Source organism: Vallitalea sediminicola, assembly GCF_054408565.1.
The window spans coordinates 1-21525 of sequence record NZ_BTPT01000034.1 but is presented as its reverse complement, the minus strand read 5'-3'; the positions used below and the strand labels follow the sequence as shown (position 1 = coordinate 21525).

Annotated in this window: 17 protein-coding genes and 1 other annotated feature; of the genes, 15 read left to right on the top strand and 2 right to left on the bottom strand. The window is 30.0% G+C overall.

The genetic code is table 11. The features are described from left to right. Positions 1-2: 2 nt before the first annotated feature. The 8 genes from ACX6CF_RS15280 (at position 3) to ACX6CF_RS15245 (ending at position 10628) form a co-directional block, all read left to right on the top strand. On the top strand, positions 3-3008 hold the full coding sequence (locus ACX6CF_RS15280) for an alpha-mannosidase (protein ID WP_458786210.1): 3006 nt from the start codon (positions 3-5) through the stop codon (positions 3006-3008). A 354-nt stretch (positions 3009-3362) separates the two neighbouring features. After that, on the top strand, positions 3363-4169 hold the full coding sequence (locus ACX6CF_RS15275) for a VanW family protein (protein ID WP_458786209.1): 807 nt from the start codon (positions 3363-3365) through the stop codon (positions 4167-4169). A gap of 484 nt (positions 4170-4653) precedes the next feature. Next, entirely contained in the window at positions 4654-4974 is a 321-nt protein-coding gene (locus tag ACX6CF_RS15270) for a PadR family transcriptional regulator (RefSeq protein ID WP_458786208.1), read from the top strand. A gap of 2 nt (positions 4975-4976) precedes the next feature. Continuing rightward, complete coding sequence (locus tag ACX6CF_RS15265; RefSeq protein ID WP_458786207.1) at positions 4977-5615, top strand: ABC transporter ATP-binding protein; 639 nt, start codon at positions 4977-4979, stop codon at positions 5613-5615. Beyond that, positions 5612-6391: an ABC transporter permease gene (locus ACX6CF_RS15260; protein WP_458786206.1), complete on the top strand. Its 780-nt coding sequence runs from the start codon at positions 5612-5614 to the stop codon at positions 6389-6391. The genes ACX6CF_RS15265 and ACX6CF_RS15260 overlap by 4 nt, the downstream gene beginning before the upstream one ends. Before the next feature lie 156 nt (positions 6392-6547). Then, positions 6548-7159 carry a TetR/AcrR family transcriptional regulator gene (locus ACX6CF_RS15255; RefSeq protein ID WP_458786205.1) on the top strand — a complete coding sequence of 204 codons (612 nt, stop codon included), beginning with the start codon at positions 6548-6550 and terminating at the stop codon, positions 7157-7159. An 18-nt stretch (positions 7160-7177) separates the two neighbouring features. Continuing rightward, on the top strand, positions 7178-8911 hold the full coding sequence (locus tag ACX6CF_RS15250; protein WP_458786204.1) for an ABC transporter ATP-binding protein: 1734 nt from the start codon (positions 7178-7180) through the stop codon (positions 8909-8911). Between the two features lies 1 nt (position 8912). Further along, positions 8913-10628, top strand: a complete 1716-nt coding sequence (locus ACX6CF_RS15245) for an ABC transporter ATP-binding protein (protein ID WP_458786203.1) — start codon at positions 8913-8915, stop codon at positions 10626-10628. 57 nt (positions 10629-10685) lie between these two features. On the opposite strand, the gene tyrS is transcribed toward ACX6CF_RS15245, so the two are convergent. Beyond that, positions 10686-11933 (bottom strand): tyrosine--tRNA ligase, encoded by a 1248-nt coding sequence (gene tyrS, locus ACX6CF_RS15240; protein WP_458786202.1) that lies wholly within the window; start codon positions 11931-11933, stop codon positions 10686-10688. A 126-nt stretch (positions 11934-12059) separates the two neighbouring features. Continuing rightward, positions 12060-12321: a binding site (T-box leader), on the bottom strand. A 316-nt stretch (positions 12322-12637) separates the two neighbouring features. On the opposite strand from tyrS, the gene ACX6CF_RS15235 reads away from it, so the two are divergent. Next, on the top strand, positions 12638-13804 hold the full coding sequence (locus tag ACX6CF_RS15235) for an iron-containing alcohol dehydrogenase (protein ID WP_458786201.1): 1167 nt from the start codon (positions 12638-12640) through the stop codon (positions 13802-13804). A 22-nt stretch (positions 13805-13826) separates the two neighbouring features. Continuing rightward, positions 13827-14309 (top strand): flavodoxin family protein, encoded by a 483-nt coding sequence (locus ACX6CF_RS15230; RefSeq protein ID WP_458786200.1) that lies wholly within the window; start codon positions 13827-13829, stop codon positions 14307-14309. 50 nt (positions 14310-14359) lie between these two features. On the opposite strand, the gene ACX6CF_RS15225 is transcribed toward ACX6CF_RS15230, so the two are convergent. Then, complete coding sequence (locus tag ACX6CF_RS15225; RefSeq protein WP_458786199.1) at positions 14360-15049, bottom strand: SOS response-associated peptidase; 690 nt, start codon at positions 15047-15049, stop codon at positions 14360-14362. A gap of 222 nt (positions 15050-15271) precedes the next feature. On the opposite strand from ACX6CF_RS15225, the gene polX reads away from it, so the two are divergent. The 5 genes from polX to pyk all read left to right on the top strand — a co-directional run bounded on the left by polX (position 15272) and on the right by pyk (position 21476). Continuing rightward, positions 15272-16978, top strand: a complete 1707-nt coding sequence (gene polX / locus ACX6CF_RS15220; protein ID WP_458786198.1) for a DNA polymerase/3'-5' exonuclease PolX — start codon at positions 15272-15274, stop codon at positions 16976-16978. A gap of 58 nt (positions 16979-17036) precedes the next feature. After that, entirely contained in the window at positions 17037-17582 is a 546-nt protein-coding gene (locus ACX6CF_RS15215) for a ferritin family protein (protein ID WP_458786308.1), read from the top strand. Positions 17583-18053: 471 nt separating this feature from the next. Beyond that, a complete protein-coding gene (locus tag ACX6CF_RS15210) occupies positions 18054-18518 on the top strand; it encodes a DUF6323 family protein (RefSeq protein WP_458786197.1) in 465 nt (154 codons plus the stop codon). Continuing rightward, positions 18515-19822 (top strand): DUF6179 domain-containing protein, encoded by a 1308-nt coding sequence (locus tag ACX6CF_RS15205; protein WP_458786196.1) that lies wholly within the window; start codon positions 18515-18517, stop codon positions 19820-19822. The genes ACX6CF_RS15210 and ACX6CF_RS15205 overlap by 4 nt, the downstream gene beginning before the upstream one ends. Positions 19823-20051: 229 nt before the next feature. Next, positions 20052-21476, top strand: coding sequence for a pyruvate kinase (gene pyk / locus ACX6CF_RS15200; RefSeq protein WP_458786195.1), 1425 nt, complete (start codon positions 20052-20054; stop codon positions 21474-21476). The last annotated feature ends 49 nt before the right edge of the window (positions 21477-21525 follow it).

The window sequence follows — 21525 nt, the reverse complement described above, 5'->3', positions numbered from 1 at the left end:
TTATGCCATATAATAGAAAACAGATATATGTCTATATTCAAAATGTGATTCAGAAAATTAATAAAGCTATGTATATAAAAGTGGCAGAATTAGATGCTGTTGCATGGATTACCAAAGAACCCGTTTCATTTGAAGAACGATGTACAGGAGATAAAAAACAGGTTCGTGTAGGAGAGACTTGGGGACAACTATGGGATTGTGGATGGTTTCATTTTACTGGAGAAGTTCCTAAAAAACAAAAAGGTCAAAAAATAGTTCTGTTGATTGATGTTAATGGTGAGGGTTGTATTTTTGATAGTGAAGGTTGTCCAATTAGAGGATTAACCAATATAAGCTCTTCTTTTGATTTTTCATTAGGAAAACCTGGTAAAAAGGTTGTACAGTTTCTAGAACACTCTGAAGGTGGAGAAAAGATTGACTTATGGATAGAAACAGGATGTAATGACCTTTTCGGTAGATATAGTAAAGAGGGTACTTTGGAAGAGGCCAGTGTAGCAATATGTAATCAAGAAATGAGAGCTTTATATTATGACTTCCAAGTATTATATGAATTGATGTTACACTTACCTGAAAGTGAATCAAGGCATATGAGTATACTTTATAAATTAGATGAAGCCACAAAAGTCTTGAAAGACTTTACAGAGGAAGAGGCAATCAAAGCAAGAGAAATACTTGTGAGTGAGCTGAATAAAAAAGGTGGCGACCCATCATTAACAGTAAGTGCTATTGGTCATGCTCACATTGACCTTGCATGGTTATGGCCTATTAGAGAAACTATTAGAAAGGGAGCTAGAACTTTTTCAACAGTCTTAGAGATGATGGAACGTTATCCAGATTATATTTTTGGAGCTAGCCAGCCTCAACTCTATGTATGGATGAAAGAGCGTTACCCTAGTTTATATAAAAAAATCAAGGAAAGAATTAAAGAAGATCGTTGGGAAGTACAAGGTGCCATGTGGGTAGAGCCTGATACCAATATTTCAGGTGGAGAAGCATTGATTAGACAAGTTGTATATGGTAAAAGATTTTTCAGAGAAGAATTCGGTAAAGATATGAAGATATTGTGGCTCCCAGATGTCTTTGGATATACTGCTTCATTGCCTCAAATATTAAAAAAATCAGGTGTCGATTATTTTATGACCATAAAGTTGTCATGGAGTGAAATTAATCAATTTCCTCATCATACATTCAATTGGCAAGGAATAGATGGTACAAAAATCTTATGCCATATGCCTCCAGAAGGCACATATAATAGTTCAGGAAGCCCTGAAGCAATTAAAAAAGCGGAGACACAATACTTAGATAAAGGAGTATCCGATCATTGCCTTATGTTATTTGGAATTGGTGATGGAGGTGGAGGTCCTGGTGCAGAACATTTAGAAAGACTTAAAAGAGTTAAGAATCTAAATGGACTATCACCAGTAGTACAAGAATCTTCACTAGATTTTTTCAAAAAGATAGATAAAGATTCTAATAGGTATAAAACGTGGAACGGAGAATTATATCTTGAAAAACATCAAGGTACTTTTACTACTCAAGCAAAAAACAAAAAATACAATAGAAAAATGGAAATAATGTTGAGAGAATTAGAATTTTCATCTATATTAGCACAGATAAATAGTGATAAGATATATCCCCAAGAGGAAATTGAGGAAATATGGAAGGAAATTTTACTCTATCAATTTCATGATATTTTACCTGGTTCATCTATCAAACGTGTATATGATGAAAGCCTTGAAAGATACCAATTATTAATTAATAAAACTGAAAAAATGATTCAACAAGCTTATGAAGCAGTAGCAGAGAGTGTTAATACTAATGGAATAGATAATTCCTATATTATATTTAATTCACTTTCATGGGAACGAAAAGAATGGACAAAAGTGAATGATGAGTGGCAATTTTTATCAGTTCCACCAATGGGATATCTAGTAATAGAAGAAAAGGAAACTGATATTTTAAGTGAAAAACTAATAGTGAGAGAAGAGAGTCTTGAAAATGAACTTATCGAAATAGTATTCAATGAAGATGGTACAATAAAATCAATTTTTGATAAAGAATATGTACGAGAGATTGTACAAGATGGTATTACAGCTAATGTATTAGCTGTCTATGATGATCAAGGAGATGCATGGGATTTTGATATCAATTATGATGAAAGAATGTATGATAGTTTTCAGTTAGAATCAAGGGAAAATTATATAGATGGACCACGAGCCATAGTGAAACAAATATATACATTTGGAGAATCAAGATTAATACAAAAAATAATTTTAACCAAAGATAGCCGTAGGATAGATTTTGAGACTGAAGTTAAATGGGAAGAAAGAAAGAAAATGTTAAGAACGTCTTTTCCAATAGATGTTTTTGCTACAGAAGCAACATGCGATATTCAATTTGGAACAATAAAACGTCCACTAAATAGAAATACCAGTTGGGAAGCAGCAAAATATGAAATATGCGCCCATAAATGGGTAGATATTTCTCAAAGAGATTATGGTGTTGCATTGATGAATGATTGCAAATATGGATATAAAGTCTTAGGAAATACTATAGACCTTAACCTATTAAGAAGTACTGATTATCCGGGAGTTGATGCTGATAGAGGTATACATGAGTTCACTTACTCTCTCTATCCTCATAATGGAGATCATGTAGCAGGAGAAGTTTCTAAAAAAGCATATGAACTTAATATTCCATTGAATTGCATTAAGTGTAACTCAAATAAGGCAATACTACCAAATGCTAAATCATTCATTGAGGTTTTGGATGGAGATATAATAATTGAATCAATAAAAAAAGCAGAAGATGACAATGATATTATAGTTAGAGTGTACGAAACTAATGGTTCTAGTAGTAATGCAAAGATATTTTTTGATTTTAATGTAAAATCTGTAAAATTGGTAGATATGATGGAAGAAAATCCAAAGGAATTACCTTTTGAAGAAGGAATAACTAATTTAAGATTCCAACCATTTGAGATTCATACATTAAAGGTTAGTATCTAGTTTAATTCATAGGGATTATAATATAATAAATATTGAATAGCACTTTATGATAAGTGATTATTAAGAGACTGTCGGATAATATATTTTTAGCGTCAAGGAAGATTGACTAAGTTTTGTCTAATCTAAAAAATGTATTGATAACCTACAGTCTCTTTTTGCATTTAAGATTTTTTATAATTGTTTTGTACTATGGTTAAATATTATTAATATTTGGTAAATGAAAATTAATAGTGTATTAATAACATTTAATCATTATGAAATACAAAGAAAGAGTAAATATTGTATAATAAATAAGTTGGGAGGTATTTGGTACAATATAAAAAACATATTAATAATGCTGAAGGAGGAGATAATATGTTTGGTAAAAGGAAAAATGGGATGAGGTTTCTTAGGACAAGATTATTCTTGGATAATTTAAAAAGTTTTATTAAAGGATGGTATTTTAGACTAACCAGCAAGAAAATAGAAAATAAAGAGAATGTTGATAAATGGTATGTGATATCGGAATATAAAATAGATATTAATTGGAGAGAAGAATTAGGAGAGGTTAACCATAGCAGAATACATAACATGAGTCTAGGAGCAGATACAATAAATGGAACTCTTTTAAAGCCTGGGCAGATATTTTCTCTAAGAAAAGTTCTTGGAGAAGCAACAATTGAAAAAGGTTATGCACAGGGACCGGTATTCAGGAATGGTAAGACAACATATACTACTGGTGGGGGGCTTTGTCTTGATAGCTCAGTTTTGTTTAATGCTGTATTATATGGAAATCTAAAAGTATTAGAAAAATATAATCACAGTACAGACCTATGGGGGGAAGATAGATTTGTAGACCTTGGTAGAGATGCAACCTATGTATACGGTAGAAAAGATCTGAAATTTCAAAACAGTACCAACTCGGATGTGGTAATTAACATGGGTGTTTCAAAAGAAGATCTGGTGATCTGGTGTAAAATAGTATCTAGAGATGAAGTTGAAACAAAGGTCAGGGTTGAAAAAAATATTTTGAATGAACTTTTACCCGATAATATAGAAAATGTTGAATTTGTAAAAGGGTGGGAAGTAATAACTAAAAGATTTAGTCAATCAGAAAATAATGAAGTACTTACTTATTCTAAGAAAGAGATATATAAACCTTTTGTGAAGGGGATAAGTTAAAAGCGTGTAAAGATGCATTTAGAATTTTAATAGTTCTGGTGTGTCTTTTTTTATGTATTGAGGTAAGTCAGAAAAAAGAGTTTTGTTCTGACGTGGCTTTTGCAAAATAGTATATGTATATGTTACGCCAGCTACTTGCTCGTCCATGAGTTCAATAAATAACAATGGACATCGAGTCCATTATTATTTCTGACAGTCCAGTAGGGCTGTCAGATTAAGAGCTGGGTTCGGCGTCCTGCCTCACTACTCCACATATACATATACTATTTTGCTTTAAGTGTCTTAGTTTTAGTTCACAAACCCCTTTTTTCTTCTGACGTGGTTTACTATTAGCTATAAGATGTTTGAAAATATTAAAATAACAAAAAAAGCAGTAGTAATTTGTAGAATAATTAGCATTTACATCTAAGAAAAATAATATTATAATATAATTATAATAAGATATCGAAAACCGATAACAATAAACGATATAGGAGTTAATAATATGAAAAATAGTATAAGTAAGAGATTATTTCAAGGTTTTATATGTCTACACATTTTACATCATGCAAGTAAAGAACCTATATATGGTAGTTGGATGCTGGAGGAATTATCTGAGCATGGGTATAAACTTAGTCCAGGAACACTGTATCCAATATTGCACAATCTAGAAAAAGAGGGATTCATTAATCATTATAATGAAAAGGTAAAAGGAAAAATCAGAAAATATTACTCCATTACAGAAGAGGGTAAAAAAGAGTTAAAGGAATCGAAGAGATATTTGGAAGAACTTATAGCTGAAATAGGAACTGAAGAGGAGGAGTAAAAATGTTTGAACTACAAGGTGTGAAATTTAAACACATAATAGACTTACCATCATTGAAAATCCAAGAAAATAAAATTACAACACTAGTAGGGGAAAGTGGTGGAGGAAAAACAACAATACTGAAGTTGTTAAACAAAATGATTTCACCAACAGAAGGTAAAATTTTATTTCAAGGTAAATCATTAGACGAGATCGATTCAATAACACATCGTAGACAAGTAACAATGCTGTCCCAAACTCCTATAGTTTTTGATGGAAATATTAAAGACAATCTTATAGTTGGATTAAAATTCCAAGGTAAAGAGTTACCAAATGATGATTACCTAAAAGAAATATTACAAAAAGTCCAATTGAATAAAAACCTTGATGATGATGTAGAACATATATCAGGTGGAGAAAAACAAAGACTATCATTAGGAAGGATTCTACTCCTGGATTCACCGGTATATCTATTAGATGAACCATCATCTTCCTTGGACGACAGTACAGAAGAACTAATAATACAAATGATTACTGGTTTTGCAAAAGAAAACAATAAAACTCTAATAATGGTAACTCATTCCAAAGAAATAGCAAACAAATATTCAGATACAATAATAAAAATTAACAAAGGAAAACATATAATGGAGGGTGACATATGAATGGAATCATAGACTTATCAATAATACAAGTTGCACTAGCCTATATATTTGTGATTTTCGTACTTGTCATAGTTAGACTCAGAGGTATCAGCAGAGAAAAAGAAATAATCATTTCATCAATAAGAATGACTCTGCAACTCATATTGACTGGCCACGTTTTACTATTTGTTTTTAACAACCCTAATCCATATATCACCATAGCCATAATAATGATAATGGAGATTTTTTCAATATATACCGTATTCAAGAAATTTAAAGCTAAGCTATCGACTCAGCTAAAAAAAGTCATAGCACTCTCAATGAGTGTTGGTACATTAATATGCCTGACTTACTTTTTATTTATAGTCATTCGTATTCCAAAATGGTATGAACCACAATATTTTATCCCTATAGCCGGAATGCTTATAGGAAATTCGATGACAGGTATCTCTTTAGGAATAAACTCGCTGATAGAAGGAATGACAACCAATAAAGCCATAATAGAAGAAGCACTAATCCTAGGGGCAACTCCACAGCTAGCCTCCAAAAATATAATAAATAAAGCCTTCGACTCAGCAATTCTCCCAACAATTAATTCAATGCTGGGAATGGGAATCATCTTCCTTCCAGGTATGATGACAGGACAGATACTAGCAGGAGTAATACCAACAACCGCCATAACATACCAAATAGCCATCATGCTAGGTATTTTCGGCTCTGTATCATTAACCGTCATAATAATGCTCCACCTAGGATATAAAACTTTCTTCAATAAACAAAATCAATTAAATCATTAAATCATTAAATACTAATGAAATTTTATTAATTCTTGTGTAAGCGTTATGTTGGAATGATAGCAAAACACAGTTGACAAATAGTATGAATAGGAATATACTAACAAATAGATAATTGGATTATCGGTAATTTAATTATCGAATAGAAGGAGGTTTTTTATGTCTGTACAGGATACTAGCTTAAATCCAAAAATAACTGAAAGTGCTATAAAAGAATTTTTAGAGTACGGCTATCTTAATGCTTCAGTGAAAAGAATATGTGAGAATGCTGGAGTGACTACAGGTGCATTATACAAGAGGTACAAGGGGAAAGAAGATTTATTCGATACTATTATAGAGCCTATATATGACAAACTTGAGAAACTATCAGATAATAGGATAAGCAATACCTTGAAAATATTAGAGAGCAAAGAGCTAGAAAAATTTTGGTCAAATCCAATTGAAACATATAAGTATCAAATAAATTATTTATATGATCATTATGAAGGTATGAGGTTACTTCTGTGTTCATCAGAAGGAACCAAGCATAGTGGGTTTTTACATGGATTTGTCACAAAGATTACAAATCTAACTTATGAGATTACTGAAGAAATTTATAAAAGAGGTTTAAGTTGTTCCTTGATGGACAAGGATACACTTCATATGCTATTAACGGCTTATTGGACTACAATATTTGAATCAATTATTCACAGTGATTCAAGGGAAGTGGCACTAAAAAAATCCGAAACTATAGCAATATTTTTTAATTGGAGTAAGGTGTTTGGTTTCTAAAAAAAGGAGGTTAATTATATGCTGAAAAAAATATTTTCTTATGCAGGAAAATATAAGAAAAATGGATATACTGCTGTAATTTTAATTCTACTAAGTGTACTTAGTGAAATTACTGCATTTTATTTAGTGTATTGCATCATTAAAGAATTAATTAGTGGATTAAGTGCATTTAACTCTGTATCAATATACGTTGTAGGAATTTTTATTGCTTACTTATTAAAATCAACGTTGTTTTCCTTTGGTCTTGATCAGTCTCATGTATTTGCATTTAATACCTTATGTAATATTAGAAAGGCATTAGCTAAAAAGCTGAAAAAAATGCCGCTTGGTACAATAACAAATAAGGGAGCAGGTATGTATAGACAAAACTTTGTTGATGATATAGAAAGTATAGAACTATTACTTGCTCATGCTTTTCCAGAGGGTTTACCATATGTGATTTCAAGTATTAGTGTATATGTAGTTTTGTTTATTGTTGATGTTAGGTTGGGACTACTAAGTTTGGTTACGATTCCTATTGCTGTAGTTGCAATGGTTGGAATGGTAAAAGATGGAGTAGAACAAAGTAAACAATATAGAAATAGTCTTATTAAGCTTAATAAATCTATTGTAGAATATGTATCGGGAATGGAAGTTGTTAAAATATTTAATAAGACTTCAATATCTAATAAGAAAATTGATGATTCAATAAGCGAATACAAAGAGTTTACAAAAAAATGGTATAAGGTTAATTTTAATTATATGGCTGTGTTCCAATCTGTATTGCCATCAACAATTGCTTTTATGCTACCAGTTGGTATGATGATGGTTTTAAACAATACAATGGAATTATCAACATTATTGTTTGGTATAATTCTCGCATTAAGTATAAGTACGCCATTATTAAAGATAATGAACTTTGTGCCTATGATGTATAATGTTGTGAAAAAAATTGAAAAACTTGAAGTAGAATTTGATGAGGCTGAGCTTGTTGAAAATCCTAGAGATAAAGATATAGTGTCTACTAAAATTGATTTCGAACAAGTTACTTTTGCTTATGATAAGGTAAGTGTTATAGATAATATGACTTTTACAATTAATGAGGGAGAGAAAATTGGTATTGTTGGTGAAAGTGGAAGTGGTAAGAGTACGATAGGCCGATTAATTATGCACTATTGGGACGTGAATAATGGCGCAATTAAACTTGGTGGTATAGACATTAGAGAGATTTCGTTAACAAAGCTAATGGAAAATATCAGTTATGTGTCACAGGATAATTTTCTATTTAACATATCTATTAAAGAAAACTTGTTAATTGCAAAGTCAGATGCTACTGAAGATGAGATAGTTGCAGCTTGTAAGGCTGCAAGTTGTCATGATGTAATTATGAGCCTATCCAATGGATATAATACGAATGTAGGTGATAGTGGGAATAAACTCTCTGGTGGAGAACGTCAAAGGATAACTATAGCTAGAGCAATATTAAAGGATACAAATATTGTGATTCTTGATGAAGCAACGTCATTTACAGATGCGAAAAATGATGCACTTATAAATAAAGCCATAAGGAATCTAACGAAAGATAAGACAGTTATAACAGTCGCTCACAAACTATCAAGTGTAAGGAACTCCGATAAAATCATGTTGATAGATAAAGGTAGATTAATTGATTTTGCGCCTCATGATGAGCTATTAAATAATGACATCTATAAAAATCTTTGGGAAAGATACAATATGACATTAGATTATAGATTCAAAGTAAGGGAGGTATAGTATGTTAAAGATAATAAGAAGAATATTTATCATAGCCGAAGAAGATAGAAAAAGTCTTTATATAAGTATAATTTTTTCTGTACTTGAAAATATGACTATATTTGTACCATATATGCTTGTATTTTATTCCTTGAATAATTATCTGAATGATGATTTAACCTATACTAGTATAAGGAACGTTAGTATAGCAATGTTAGTGAGCATTATTTTTCGGTGTATATTTAGAAGAATTGTTGATGGATTACAAAGTGCAAAGGGATTAAATATATTTGCAAAACAAAGATTAAAGCTAGTTGAACACCTCAGAAAACTATCATTGGGGTATTTTTCAGAGGGGAATATTGGGAATATTATTTCTGTGGTAACGACAGATATTATATTTGCAGAAGAAAATGGTATGATTTTTCTAGGACAATTAATTTCGGCATACATTAGTCTGTTGCTTACTTCTATATTTATGTTTTATATAAACATGTGGTTAGGTTTTGGATTTGTCATCATAGTTTTCATAGCTTTTTTAACTATTAATTATTTGGATCTAGTAAATAAGAAACATGGAGCCATAAGACAAGAGCAGTTCGCTAATTTATCTAGTGCTGTAGTGCAGTTTATTAAAGGAGTTGGAACTATTAAGGCATTTGGTATGGAAAACGAAGACAATATAGATCTTGAAAAGAATTTTGAAAAAAGTAAAAACAAGGCAATTGTTTTTGAAAAAGCATATTTACTTCCTAGGATACTAACAGAAAGTTCTCATTACATAGGGATTGCTTTACTAATTTCATTATCATTAATACTTTACTTTTCAAGTTATATCAGATTGGAATTTGTCCTTGGAATGATGATATTTGCACCTATTTCCTTAGATTCAATTATGGTTATAGTAAATGGGGTAACACGTTTTGATATCCTTGAAGCGGGATTAGATAGATATGATGAGATAATGGCGGTAGAGGAACTTAAAGACACCCATAAAAACATTGAACTTGATAACTTGGATATTGAATTTTCTAATGTAAGATTCGCATATGATAAAAAGGATGTAATAAAAGACATAAATTTTAGAATACCAGAAAAAACATTTACTGCCTTAATTGGTCCATCAGGTGGAGGTAAGAGCACGATTACTAATTTACTCTCTAGATTTTGGGATGTTGATAATGGTAAAGTGACCATTGGTGGGGTAGATATTAAAGAAATTTCCTTAAATACCTTATTATCAAAAATAAGTATGGTTTTTCAAAATGTGTATTTATTTGAAGATACAATTGCTAAGAACATAGCTTTTGGTGCGGAACAAGCAACCCATGAGGAAATTGTTGAAGCAGCAAAAAAAGCTAGATGCCATGAGTTTATATCTGATTTAGCAAATGGGTATGATACAGTGGTAGGAGAAGGTGGTGCAACCCTTTCTGGTGGTGAAAAACAAAGAATATCAATTGCAAGAGCAATACTAAAGGATTCTCCTATTATTCTGCTAGATGAAGCAACATCAAGTGTCGATCCAGAAAATGAGCTGTTTATTCAAGAGGCAATTAATGAGCTTGTAAAAAATAAAACTTTGGTGGTGATTGCCCATAGATTATCAAGTATAAAAGAAGCAGATAGTATTTTGGTTATTGATGATGGTAAAATGGTAGAATCAGGAAATCATAAAGAACTTATTATGCAAAATGGAATATATAAAAATTTGTGGGACTTAAGTCAATTGGTATAATACTCAAGTTCATGTGGTCAAAGCTAATTAGCCACATGAATTTGAGTTGTATTATACTTATTTCACTACAACCTTCAAATACTTTTTCTTACCTTTTTTCAAGATAATCTCACTGTTTTCAATGCTATTTTCATCAACAACTAAATCAACATTTTCTACTTTAACTCCATTAATACTGATACCACCTTGCTTAATCAATCTTCTACCCTCTGACTTAGTACTTACAAATTCACACTCAAACAATAAATCAATAACTGAAATACCATCTTTTATTAATTTCTCTTCAATCTCAAAAGCAGGCATATCACTAGAAATTTTATTTTTGTCAAATAACTCAGTAATAGTCTTAAGAACCTTATCAGCTTCTTCCTTACCATGAACCAACTTAGTTATTTCATAAGCCATCAACCTCTTAGCTCCACGAATATCCTCTTTACATAGACTTATAATCTCATCCATAGGTACTCTAGTAAATAAACGTAATAACATCTCAGTATCATCATCATTCACATTGTAAAAGTATTGATAAAAATCAAAAACTGTAGTTTTATCTCTAGCTACCCATAATGTACCAGATTCAGTTTTACCCATTTTTTTACCTTCTCTTGTCATAAGTAGAGGACAAGTAAGTCCAAACATAATATCTCTTTCATCATTATTAGCAATATTTTGTTTCCTTCCAAGATTAGTACCAGCAACAATATTTCCCCATTGATCACTGCCACCGATTTGTAAAGTGCAGCCATACTTTTTATTCAAGTAAACAAAATCATAGGATTGCATAAGCATATAACCCATCTCTAAGAACGTAAGTCCGCCTTCTTCTAATCTCTTAGAATAAGCATCAGCTGAAAGCATGGTATTAACATTAAAATGAATACCTATATCTCTCATGAAATCAATAAAACTATAAGGGTTGATCCAATCTGCATTACTAAGAATTAATGCAGGATTATCACCATCAGTCTTGATAAATCTACCTGCAAGACGTTTAACCTCTTCAACATTATGTGCTACTTGTTCTTTTGTAAGCATTTTTCGCATATCACTTTTACCACTTGGGTCACCGATAAGTGCAGTTGCACCACCGATGACAAGAATACCTTTATGCCCAGCATCTTGTAAATATCTAAACATCATTAATGCAAAAAAGTGTCCTATATGCAAGCTGTCAGCAGTGGGGTCAATACCTAAATAAAATGTGACTGGAGAACCGCTGTTCAGAGCTTTTCTTATATCTTCTTCGTGTGTAGATTGGTATACATAACCTCTTTCTTGTAAAGTTTCAAAAACATTTCTATCCATTTTTCTTACCTCCATAAAATATAATATTTATAAATAATCTTTAGGCCTTAAGATATATTCTCACTAATAATCAATTAACTAATTAAATATAATTAAATTTGGACAAATAAAAAACTCTCATCCTAATAAAAGGACGAGAGTATAATCTCACGTGGTACCACCTTGGTTCACTGTTATATTACTATAACAATCTCAATAAGCACGCTATTTGGTATTCAAAAAGGATGCCCTGGTATTATAACGTATACCCAACGTCACTAGTCTACTCGTTTAACTTTCGATAGGAAACTCAAAGATGTATTCAAATCAGCTTGTTTGATGCCTCTCACCAACCGGCAACTCTCTTGAAAACGCTACTGATTCTACTAATTCTTATCACAGTTTTTAATACATATTTAATAATCAAATTGAATTAACTAAGATTATATGCTTATATTATATGCTTGTCAAGGGGAAAAGTTGAAAAAAATAAATATGTTTATTTGAGTAAATTATCTAATATTTAAGAATTAAATTACAATTAGTTAATTCAAAATATTTAATATTGCACAAAAAATATAAAGATTTTAACAAATATTTCTAAAATAATAAATGACAAAAAAGCTTTTTTGATATAAAATATAGTTTATAGGATTTTACCTTCTATGAAATCTTATCAAATGAATATTAGATAATAAATATACTGAAGAGGAATGAGTCGTATAATGAACTTTAATTTTGCTAAAGTACCTCAAACGTTTTTTTATCAAGGAAGTATTAATAAGATAGATTCTTTGCCGATAGTGGAAAATGCAAAAAATGTTTTGCTTGTTACTGGTGCTAGTTCTTTTAGAAGGACTAAATATTACAAAAGATTGTTAGATAAAATGGTAAATACTAATATTCACGAGACAAAAGTAATAAGAGAACCCTCACCAGAAGGTATAGATAAGGAAGTTGATGGGTATAGAAATCAGAATATTGATTTGATTATCGCCATTGGTGGAGGTAGTGTTATGGATGCTGGTAAAGCTATTTCTGCAATGCTGACTCAAAAAGAATCGGTTATAGCATATTTAGAGGGAGTTGGAGAAGGAAAGATTCATAATGGAGATAAAATACCTCTAATTGCAATACCTACTACTTCTGGAACTGGTAGTGAGACAACAAAAAATGCTGTTTTAAGTCAAGTGGGTAAAAAAGGATTCAAGAAATCCATACGTCACGAAAATTTTGTTCCAGATATAGTTATACTAGATCCAGAGTTGATGGTTAACTGCCCATCTAATGTGACAGCAGCAAGTGGACTAGATGCGCTGACTCAATTAATAGGCTCGTATGTATCGACTAAGGCATATCCTATGACTGATGCATTAGCAATGTCTGGTATAGAATACTTTGGTAAATCTTTTATATCAGTATGTAAGGATGAATATGATTCAATAGAAAAACGAGCCAATATGGCTTATGCTTCTTATATATCAGGAATTACATTGGCGAATGCAGGTTTGGGTATTGTACATGGTTTTGCATCAAGTGTAGGTGGTTATGTAGATATCCCCCATGGAGTTTTATGCGGTACCTTATTATCGGAGGCAATTAAACTTAACATCAAATTACTACAAGAACAACAAGAGGACTACTATATAAAAAAATATGCTAAAGTAGGAGCCTTGCTTACTGGATGTAGTGAAAAAGATATAGATACATCTTGTAGAGAGTTAATAAGTATCATAGAGTATTGGGTACATGAACTGAATATCCCCAAACTTGGTGGATTTGGTATTATAGAACAAGACTTGGATATTATTGTAAGGAATACGAATAATAAAAATAATCCTGTTAATCTAAATAAAGAACAAATGAAAAGTATACTTTTATCAAGATTATAAAAAATGAAAGGTGGAATTGTTTATGGAAAATGGAAAGAAACTTGTTGTGTTTTATTCTTTAGGTGGAAACACAAAATTTATTGCCGAGGAAATAAAAAGAGAAGAGAATGCAGATCTATTGGAATTAAAACTGAAGAAAGATATTAAGTCAAAAGGATTCTTGAAATACCTGATAGGGGGAAGACAGGCAATTACTGATAAAAAGCCAGAATTATTACCATATGATGTTAACTTAGACGATTATGAAACGATTTTCATAGGTTCACCTATATGGGCTAGCCATTTTTCACCAGCTGTTAATACTTTTTTATCAGAGAATCCAATAACTAATAAAAATATAGCGCTTTTTTGCTGCCATGCAGGTGGTGGTGATGGAAAAGCTTTTAAAAGTTATAAAGAAAAATTAAAAGGTAATAAATTCATCGGAGAAATAGATATCAAAGATCCTTTGAAGGCTAAATCAGAGTCTGTTAATAAACTGAAAAACTGGTTGAAAAATATTTAGAGTGCATTTTGAGGGACTAGGATAAGTCCTTCTTTTGTTATACAAAATATTTAAGAAGATAAAGGTTCTGTACATAATGGGCTTTCGTTTCTTGGTGAGTTTACTAGTTTAGATACTTCATAAGCTTCCATTTCTGAATTATGGTATGGTTGTAACAATGATTTAAGATAAGTTATATCTTCTATATCAGGATTCAACCAATTTTTTTCATCATTTTCATTTAATATTACAGGCATTCGATTATGGATATTGGACATTAATCTATTAGGTGTAGTTGTTAATATTGAGCAAGTGCTTATTTTTTGTTTGTCTTCAGTATGATATATACTATATAGACCTGCCATACAAAATAATTTATTGTTCTTTAAAGTGATAAACATAGGTTTTTTACTATTTCCTTCTTTTTTCCACTCATAGAATCCATTAGATAATATAAGACATCTATTATTTATAAAGGATTTTTTGTATGCTGGTTTAGTTTCTACAGATTCGCTTCTTGCGTTAATCATTTTATATCCGATTTTTGTATCTTTTGCCCAAGAAGGAACAAATCCCCAGCGTAGATAACCCATTCTATCTTTTTTACCATTACCGACAATGGATAGAACTTGTTGACTTGGAGCAATATTATAACGAGGAATATAATCAAGATTAGAAGCAACGTTTTCAATATCAAATCTGCCTTTTAAAATGTCAACTAACATGTCATAATCTAATGTTAAAACAAAACGACCACACATATGAATCCTTCTTTCTGAATATGAATTTATTAATTATATATTGTATATTATATCAAATAAAATAATAGATTCAAAGGGTTTAGGAAGATTATAAAATACACCGTATTTGTTACTGTTCAGTATAGATATTTTGTTAAGTGCTAATACTAATATTTAGATTAAGTATAACTATAGAAAAAGTATTAATAAGATATCATTTATAGATAAAGAGGCGGTGTCGTAATGACAAAGAGTGAAGTAATAAAAATTCTCAATGAAATAGGGTTGTTATTAGAATTGAAAGGTGAAAATTTCTTCAAATCTAGAGCCTATTATGATGCAGCTAACAAGTTGGAAGTCGTTCAAGAAGATATACAGACTTTGGTTTCAGAAAATAGATTAGGAAGTATAAAAGGATTTGGTAAAGCATTAACTAGTAAGATAACTGAACTAGTCACTACAGGTGAGCTTGAATATTATTCGAAATTAAAAGAGACCGTACCTAGAGGACTTGTAAGTATGCTACGTATATCAGGGTTAGGACCAAAAAAAATAATGACTATATATAAAAGCCTTGGTGTAAGTACTATAGAAGAATTAAAAGAAGCTTGTGAGAATAATAAATTATTAGATTTACCAAGATTCAGTAAGAAAACTCAAGATAAAATTTTAGAAGGAATAAAGAATTATAATGAATATTCTGAAAAATATCACTATCCCATTGGTGAAGTTTTAGGTTCTGAGTTGTTAAAATATATTAGAGAAAGCAGTATAGTGCAAAGATGTGAGTTAGCAGGAAGTTTAAGAAGAAAAAAGGAAGTGCTAAAAGATATTGATTTATTAGTAAGTAGTGATGAACCGGATAAAGTGATGGATTTATTTACTTCCCATCATTATGTAAAAGAAATAACTGGTAAGGGAGAAACAAAATCAAGTGTAGTATTACAAAATGGTATGAATGTTGACATTAGAGTTGTTAGTGATGTTCAATTCCCATATGCACTTCATCATTTTACAGGTAGCAAAGAACATAATACAGCACTTAGACACCTAGCCAAGAAACAAGGAATAAAAATGAATGAATATGGGATTTTCAAAGATGATGAATTGATTATCTGTAATAGTGAAGAAGATATATTTAATGTGTTTGGTATGGAGTATATTCCACCAGAATTAAGAGAGAATTATGGAGAACTTGAGGCTGCCAAGAATAATGAGTTACCTCTTCTTGTAACCATTGAAGATATCAAAGGAATTTTTCATACTCATACTAATTATAGTGATGGTAATGCTACAATTGAACAGTTGGTTAGGGAGTGTATTCATAGAGGATATTCTTATCTAGGAATTACAGACCATAGTAAAACAGCTATTTACGCAGGTGGTCTTACTGAAGAGGATATAAAAAGACAACATGAAGAGATAGATATCCTTAATGAAAAATATCATGATTTTAAGATATTAAAAGGTATTGAATCAGATATTCTTCCAGATGGTAGCTTGGATTATGATGAAAAAATTCTACAATCCTTTGATTTTATTATTGGCTCAGTCCACAGTGCCTTTAAAATGGAACAAGGAAAGATGACAAATAGAATAATAAAGGCAATCTCTAATCCATATATAAGCATATTAGGGCATCCGACTGGTAGATTGCTTCTTAGCAGAGAAGGGTATAAAATAGATGTAGATCACATCATTGAGGCTTGTAGTGAAAATAATGTAGTTATTGAAATCAATGCTAATCCTTATAGATTAGACCTGGACTGGAGATATATGAAAAATGCAAAAGAAAAAGGATGTAAGTTTGTCATTTCTCCAGATGCACATAGCATAAAAGAGCTTGATTATATAAGATATGGTATTAATGTTGCAAGAAAAGGCTGGTTAGAAAAAACGGATATCATAAATGTATTAAGACAAGATGAGATAGTCTCATTGTATTTATAAATAAGTATGATATAATATTATTTAATTAAGACATGGGAGATGATTTACTGTGGAAAAGATGAGATGTTTAATATGTGGAATGATCATAAATGAAAAAAACTACAATATGAATGAATCTACATTTATTGATAAAAATGAAGAAGACGAAATAGTTAGATGCCCTTTTTGTGGGGTTACCAAAGAATATTTAAGTAGTAATGAGGAATATATTAATCTGGATCCAAAAGATTTAGATGATCAAACTAAGAAAGTACTAGATATGGGTATGAAATTAGAAATGTTCAACGGTGATTTCTATGCTAAAGCTAGTAAACAAGCACAAGATGAAAATCTTAAGAAAATGTTTAAAGACTTGAGTAATATTGAAATGATGCATGCAAGAGTACATAAGAATTTTGGTGGTTTTGCTACATTACCAAGTCTTAAAAAAATAGATTATACTAGGCATAATACTGATGAATTATTATTGATAGAAGCTAACAAAAGAGAGAAACATGCTATAGAATTTTATGATCGTTATTTTAATAAAGTTCCAGATAGTATTAAAAAAATCTTCAAAGCTTTATCTGATGTTGAGAAAGAACATATTACAATAACGCAGTGATTCAATAAGTTAATGAGGCTATCTAATAATACATTTTAGGTATAAGATATTGAATCTTACATACTTGTAAGGTTGTACATAAATTTTGTAAGGAAAATCAATGTTTTTATAGGTTGCTATTTGGTATAATATAAATATGTTATTACCAAAGGGGGAAATAGACATGATTAAAAAACTCATAAAATATGGATTTCTTTCATGCTTTATATTGTTCTTGAGTTATTTAGTTATTAGGATAGTGAATAGTGATTGTATTGAAGAATAATAATACAAATTAAAATATAAAAATAGAAAAGGTATGGTTACATGCCTTTTTTTGCGTTCAATAAAATATAGATTGACAATATAGAATTCATGTTATATAATAAAATTTAAGTCTTTGATTAGAAAAATATATAATATACCAAGTTTACTATAACATATTTAAAATGTTTTGTCAAGGATTTTTGAAAAATTTATAAGGAGGATTTTATGAAATTACCTATTATGATTATTAATAGTTCAACAGAACAACAGATGAATGACATTATTAAACTTAATGAGGAAACAATAACTTATGGTCTATCACTTTCAAAACGTGAAATAATGCAAATTATTGAAGTTAGAAATGACTTGTTGAAAGGATATGGACGTATTGAATTAGGTACAGAAGTCATTAATAAATTAATTAAGAGTTTTTATGATTCGTCATATATACAACAAGATATGTATATGTCAACTCTAATGGAGTTACAAGAAATATTTTATTATATGAAAAATGAAACAGAAGATAATCTAAGTGATGATGAGATTGTTGAACTATTAAAAGAGTTTTTTGAGGATTATTGCAAAGGATCTATAGAATTATTACAAGGTAGGGAAATTGAATTATTTGCTAGAAATCAAAGAATTAAATATCAACGATCTGATTTTTTTAAAGGAGAAGTATTTAGATGAATAATAATTTGGCTTTGCAGTTTATCAGGGAAAATAATATAGAGATATTAGATATACTAAAAAACTTAATTCAGAAATATACTTTTGGTGAAAGTTCATCAGTAAAAACAGAAGTTGCTGAAAACCTTCTACTGTCTGTCCATTATTCAATCGATGCTTATGTAAATAGATATTCCAAGGAAAAGGGGTTAGTAACTCTGCAAAATCAAGGGATTAAGGAAATATATCAAGAAGGATTAAAAGAAGTAAGATTTTGTTTTAAACAATGTAAAGATTTATATGAAGATATTATGGCCAATAAACAGGAAATAGATATACAAGCTTATAATGATACTCTAGACATGGCAATACCATATTTTTTAAAGCATTATAATTGTTTGTATAATGCCCATGAGACGATGTGCAGTATTGATTATCCTCTTGCAATAGATGATATGAGTGTACAGGGAACTTTTTATATTAAAAAATATCTAGAGACAATAATTATTGAAAACAAATTCTGTAATTATTTTATCAATGAAATAAATGGAGTATTAAGCTGTTATGGAGAGCTATACAAAATAAATTATAGTGAAGAATTAATAAATGTGTTTGAAATTGTAATTAATAACTATATTTTTTGTTTAATAGCTGAAAATGATGGAATAAGCATTAATATATCAAAAGTTGATTATGAGATAATAATCAGTAAACTTAATAGTATTCAAAGTAAAGATATTAATGCTCTGATAGATGATGTTTTTGATAAAATAGTTATAAATCTAGATATCAAGGATAAGGAACTTATTAATTATATAAATGAATATAAAAGTGTTTTTATTGACAGGTTTATTAATAATATGGAGCATGGTAGCCTTGAATATATGATCATAATCAATGATACACAAAAATTACAAGAAATAAATCTATTGGATACTGATAATAAGATGGATGATGATTCATTCAAAGATATGGTTAATAGAATTCAAGAATGTACTAATATAGAAGAAATAATAATGATTATTAAAGATAATGTAAAATCTATAATAGATTTTATAGATATCTTAAAAGCTGATTGCCTGTTTGGAGAAGAAACATTTTTAAGTATATACAATATTTTTAATGATATGGAATTAGCTATTCTAGGTAAGATAGTATATGATGAAGAACTCAGATATAAAGACGAAATCAATCTCTTATTGATAGAGTCTTTTGATGACGAGGAAGAATGGAAAATACATTATGATTATTTTGTAAAGAGTTTAGATGAAGATAGAATAAAACATATTGAGTTACTAATGAGTAATTATAATATAGTAATATAAAATTTTGATTTTTTCCATGATGATTGTCTGTAACATTAGATAAAATAAGTACTTTACAAATTATGCTTTTAAGCGTATAATACAATGGGAAAAACTTTTGCATATAACAAAAATACATAGTGGTTAATGAATTTTTCCACAGTATATTATTTAACAAATTTTTTTTGCGTATTTACGTTTTATTAGTAAAGTTAACATAAATATTATTATAAATAAAGGAGGTTTAATATTGTATAAAGCAAAAACAAAGATAATTTGTACGATTGGACCTGCCAGTGATAACAGAGAAACTATTACTGAGCTTGTAAAAAATGGACTTAGCATTGCTAGACTTAATCTATCTCATGGAACCAAAGAATATTATAAAAAAATTATTAATATAATAAAAGAAGTTAGAAAAGAATTAGATATTCCTGTAGCTATTTTAATGGATACAAGAGGTCCTGAAATAAGAACCAAAAATTTTATTGGTGGACAATTGAATCTTGAAGTTGGACAACAAATAAAAATATGTAATGGAGATTTTGATGGTACGAAAGATGGCTTCTGCATAACATATCCTACACTATATAAAGATGTCAAAAAAGGTAGTCAAGTATTAATCGATGATGGATTAATCGAACTTGAAGTGTTACAAGTGGATGCAAAAGAAAAATCTATAATATGTGTTGTTAAAAATGGTGGTATAGTCAAGAATAAAAAAGGCATCAATGTTCCCAATGTCAATGTTGATTTGCCAGCTATTACTGAAAAAGACAAAGATGAAATACTATATGGACTTGAACATGACATTGATTTTATTGCTGCTTCATTCATTAGAAAAGCTGAAGATGTTCTAGAAATCAGAAAATTCATAGACGATAATGGTGGAAAAGATGTTAAAATAATATCCAAGATTGAGAATCAGCAAGGTGTAGATAATATTGATTCGATAATAAAAGTATCAGATTCAATTATGATAGCTCGTGGTGATCTAGGAGTTGAAACACCAACAGAATTAATACCTATTGTTCAAAAAATGATAATTGATAAATGTAATCAAGATGAATTACCAGTAATTACAGCTACCCAAATGCTTGATTCCATGATTAAAAACCCAAGACCAACTAGAGCAGAAGTATCTGATGTCGCTAATGCCATCATTGATGGAACAGATGCTATTATGCTATCAGGTGAAACAGCTGCTGGACTATATCCGGTTGAAGCAGTAAAAGTGATGAGTAAAATTGCCTATGCTGCTGAGAGTATGAATGATCATGAACAGAGAAATATTTGCAAAAAGAGTAAAACGAGTATTACTCATGCTGTTAGTTACTCGGCTTATACTACTGCAATACATCTAAGGGCAAAAGCAATTATATGTCCAACTTATAGTGGTAATACTGCTAGGATGATTTCCATGTACAGACCAAATGTTCAGATAATTGCTGTGACAAGTGATGAAAAAGTAAGAAGACAAATGCAATTATTATGGGGAGTTACACCTCTCTACTTGAAGCAGGAAACATCTACAGATATATTATTTTATAAATCTGTAATTATGGCAAGAGAATTAGGTATTGTCAGTCCACAAGATTTAGTGGTAATAACAGCAGGAGTACCTCTATCAGAAGGAAGTAAAACTAACTTAATGAAAGTACAAGTAGTGGAATAAATGTAGAGTGGCTATCTAATAATTAGACAGCCACTTTTTTTAGTTGACT

Bases quoted from the DNA above. Each gene is read 5' to 3' on its own strand.
- ACX6CF_RS15280 (WP_458786210.1), top strand. From the start codon at position 3: ATGCCATATAATAGAAAACAGATATATGTCTATATTCAAAATGTGATT.
- ACX6CF_RS15275 (WP_458786209.1), top strand. From the start codon at position 3,363: ATGTTTGGTAAAAGGAAAAATGGGATGAGGTTTCTTAGGACAAGATTA.
- ACX6CF_RS15270 (WP_458786208.1), top strand. From the start codon at position 4,654: ATGAAAAATAGTATAAGTAAGAGATTATTTCAAGGTTTTATATGTCTA.
- ACX6CF_RS15265 (WP_458786207.1), top strand. From the start codon at position 4,977: ATGTTTGAACTACAAGGTGTGAAATTTAAACACATAATAGACTTACCA.
- ACX6CF_RS15260 (WP_458786206.1), top strand. From the start codon at position 5,612: ATGAATGGAATCATAGACTTATCAATAATACAAGTTGCACTAGCCTAT.
- ACX6CF_RS15255 (WP_458786205.1), top strand. From the start codon at position 6,548: ATGTCTGTACAGGATACTAGCTTAAATCCAAAAATAACTGAAAGTGCT.
- ACX6CF_RS15250 (WP_458786204.1), top strand. From the start codon at position 7,178: ATGCTGAAAAAAATATTTTCTTATGCAGGAAAATATAAGAAAAATGGA.
- ACX6CF_RS15245 (WP_458786203.1), top strand. From the start codon at position 8,913: ATGTTAAAGATAATAAGAAGAATATTTATCATAGCCGAAGAAGATAGA.
- tyrS (WP_458786202.1), bottom strand. From the start codon at position 11,933: ATGGATAGAAATGTTTTTGAAACTTTACAAGAAAGAGGTTATGTATAC.
- ACX6CF_RS15235 (WP_458786201.1), top strand. From the start codon at position 12,638: ATGAACTTTAATTTTGCTAAAGTACCTCAAACGTTTTTTTATCAAGGA.
- ACX6CF_RS15230 (WP_458786200.1), top strand. From the start codon at position 13,827: ATGGAAAATGGAAAGAAACTTGTTGTGTTTTATTCTTTAGGTGGAAAC.
- ACX6CF_RS15225 (WP_458786199.1), bottom strand. From the start codon at position 15,049: ATGTGTGGTCGTTTTGTTTTAACATTAGATTATGACATGTTAGTTGAC.
- polX (WP_458786198.1), top strand. From the start codon at position 15,272: ATGACAAAGAGTGAAGTAATAAAAATTCTCAATGAAATAGGGTTGTTA.
- ACX6CF_RS15215 (WP_458786308.1), top strand. From the start codon at position 17,037: ATGAGATGTTTAATATGTGGAATGATCATAAATGAAAAAAACTACAAT.
- ACX6CF_RS15210 (WP_458786197.1), top strand. From the start codon at position 18,054: ATGAAATTACCTATTATGATTATTAATAGTTCAACAGAACAACAGATG.
- ACX6CF_RS15205 (WP_458786196.1), top strand. From the start codon at position 18,515: ATGAATAATAATTTGGCTTTGCAGTTTATCAGGGAAAATAATATAGAG.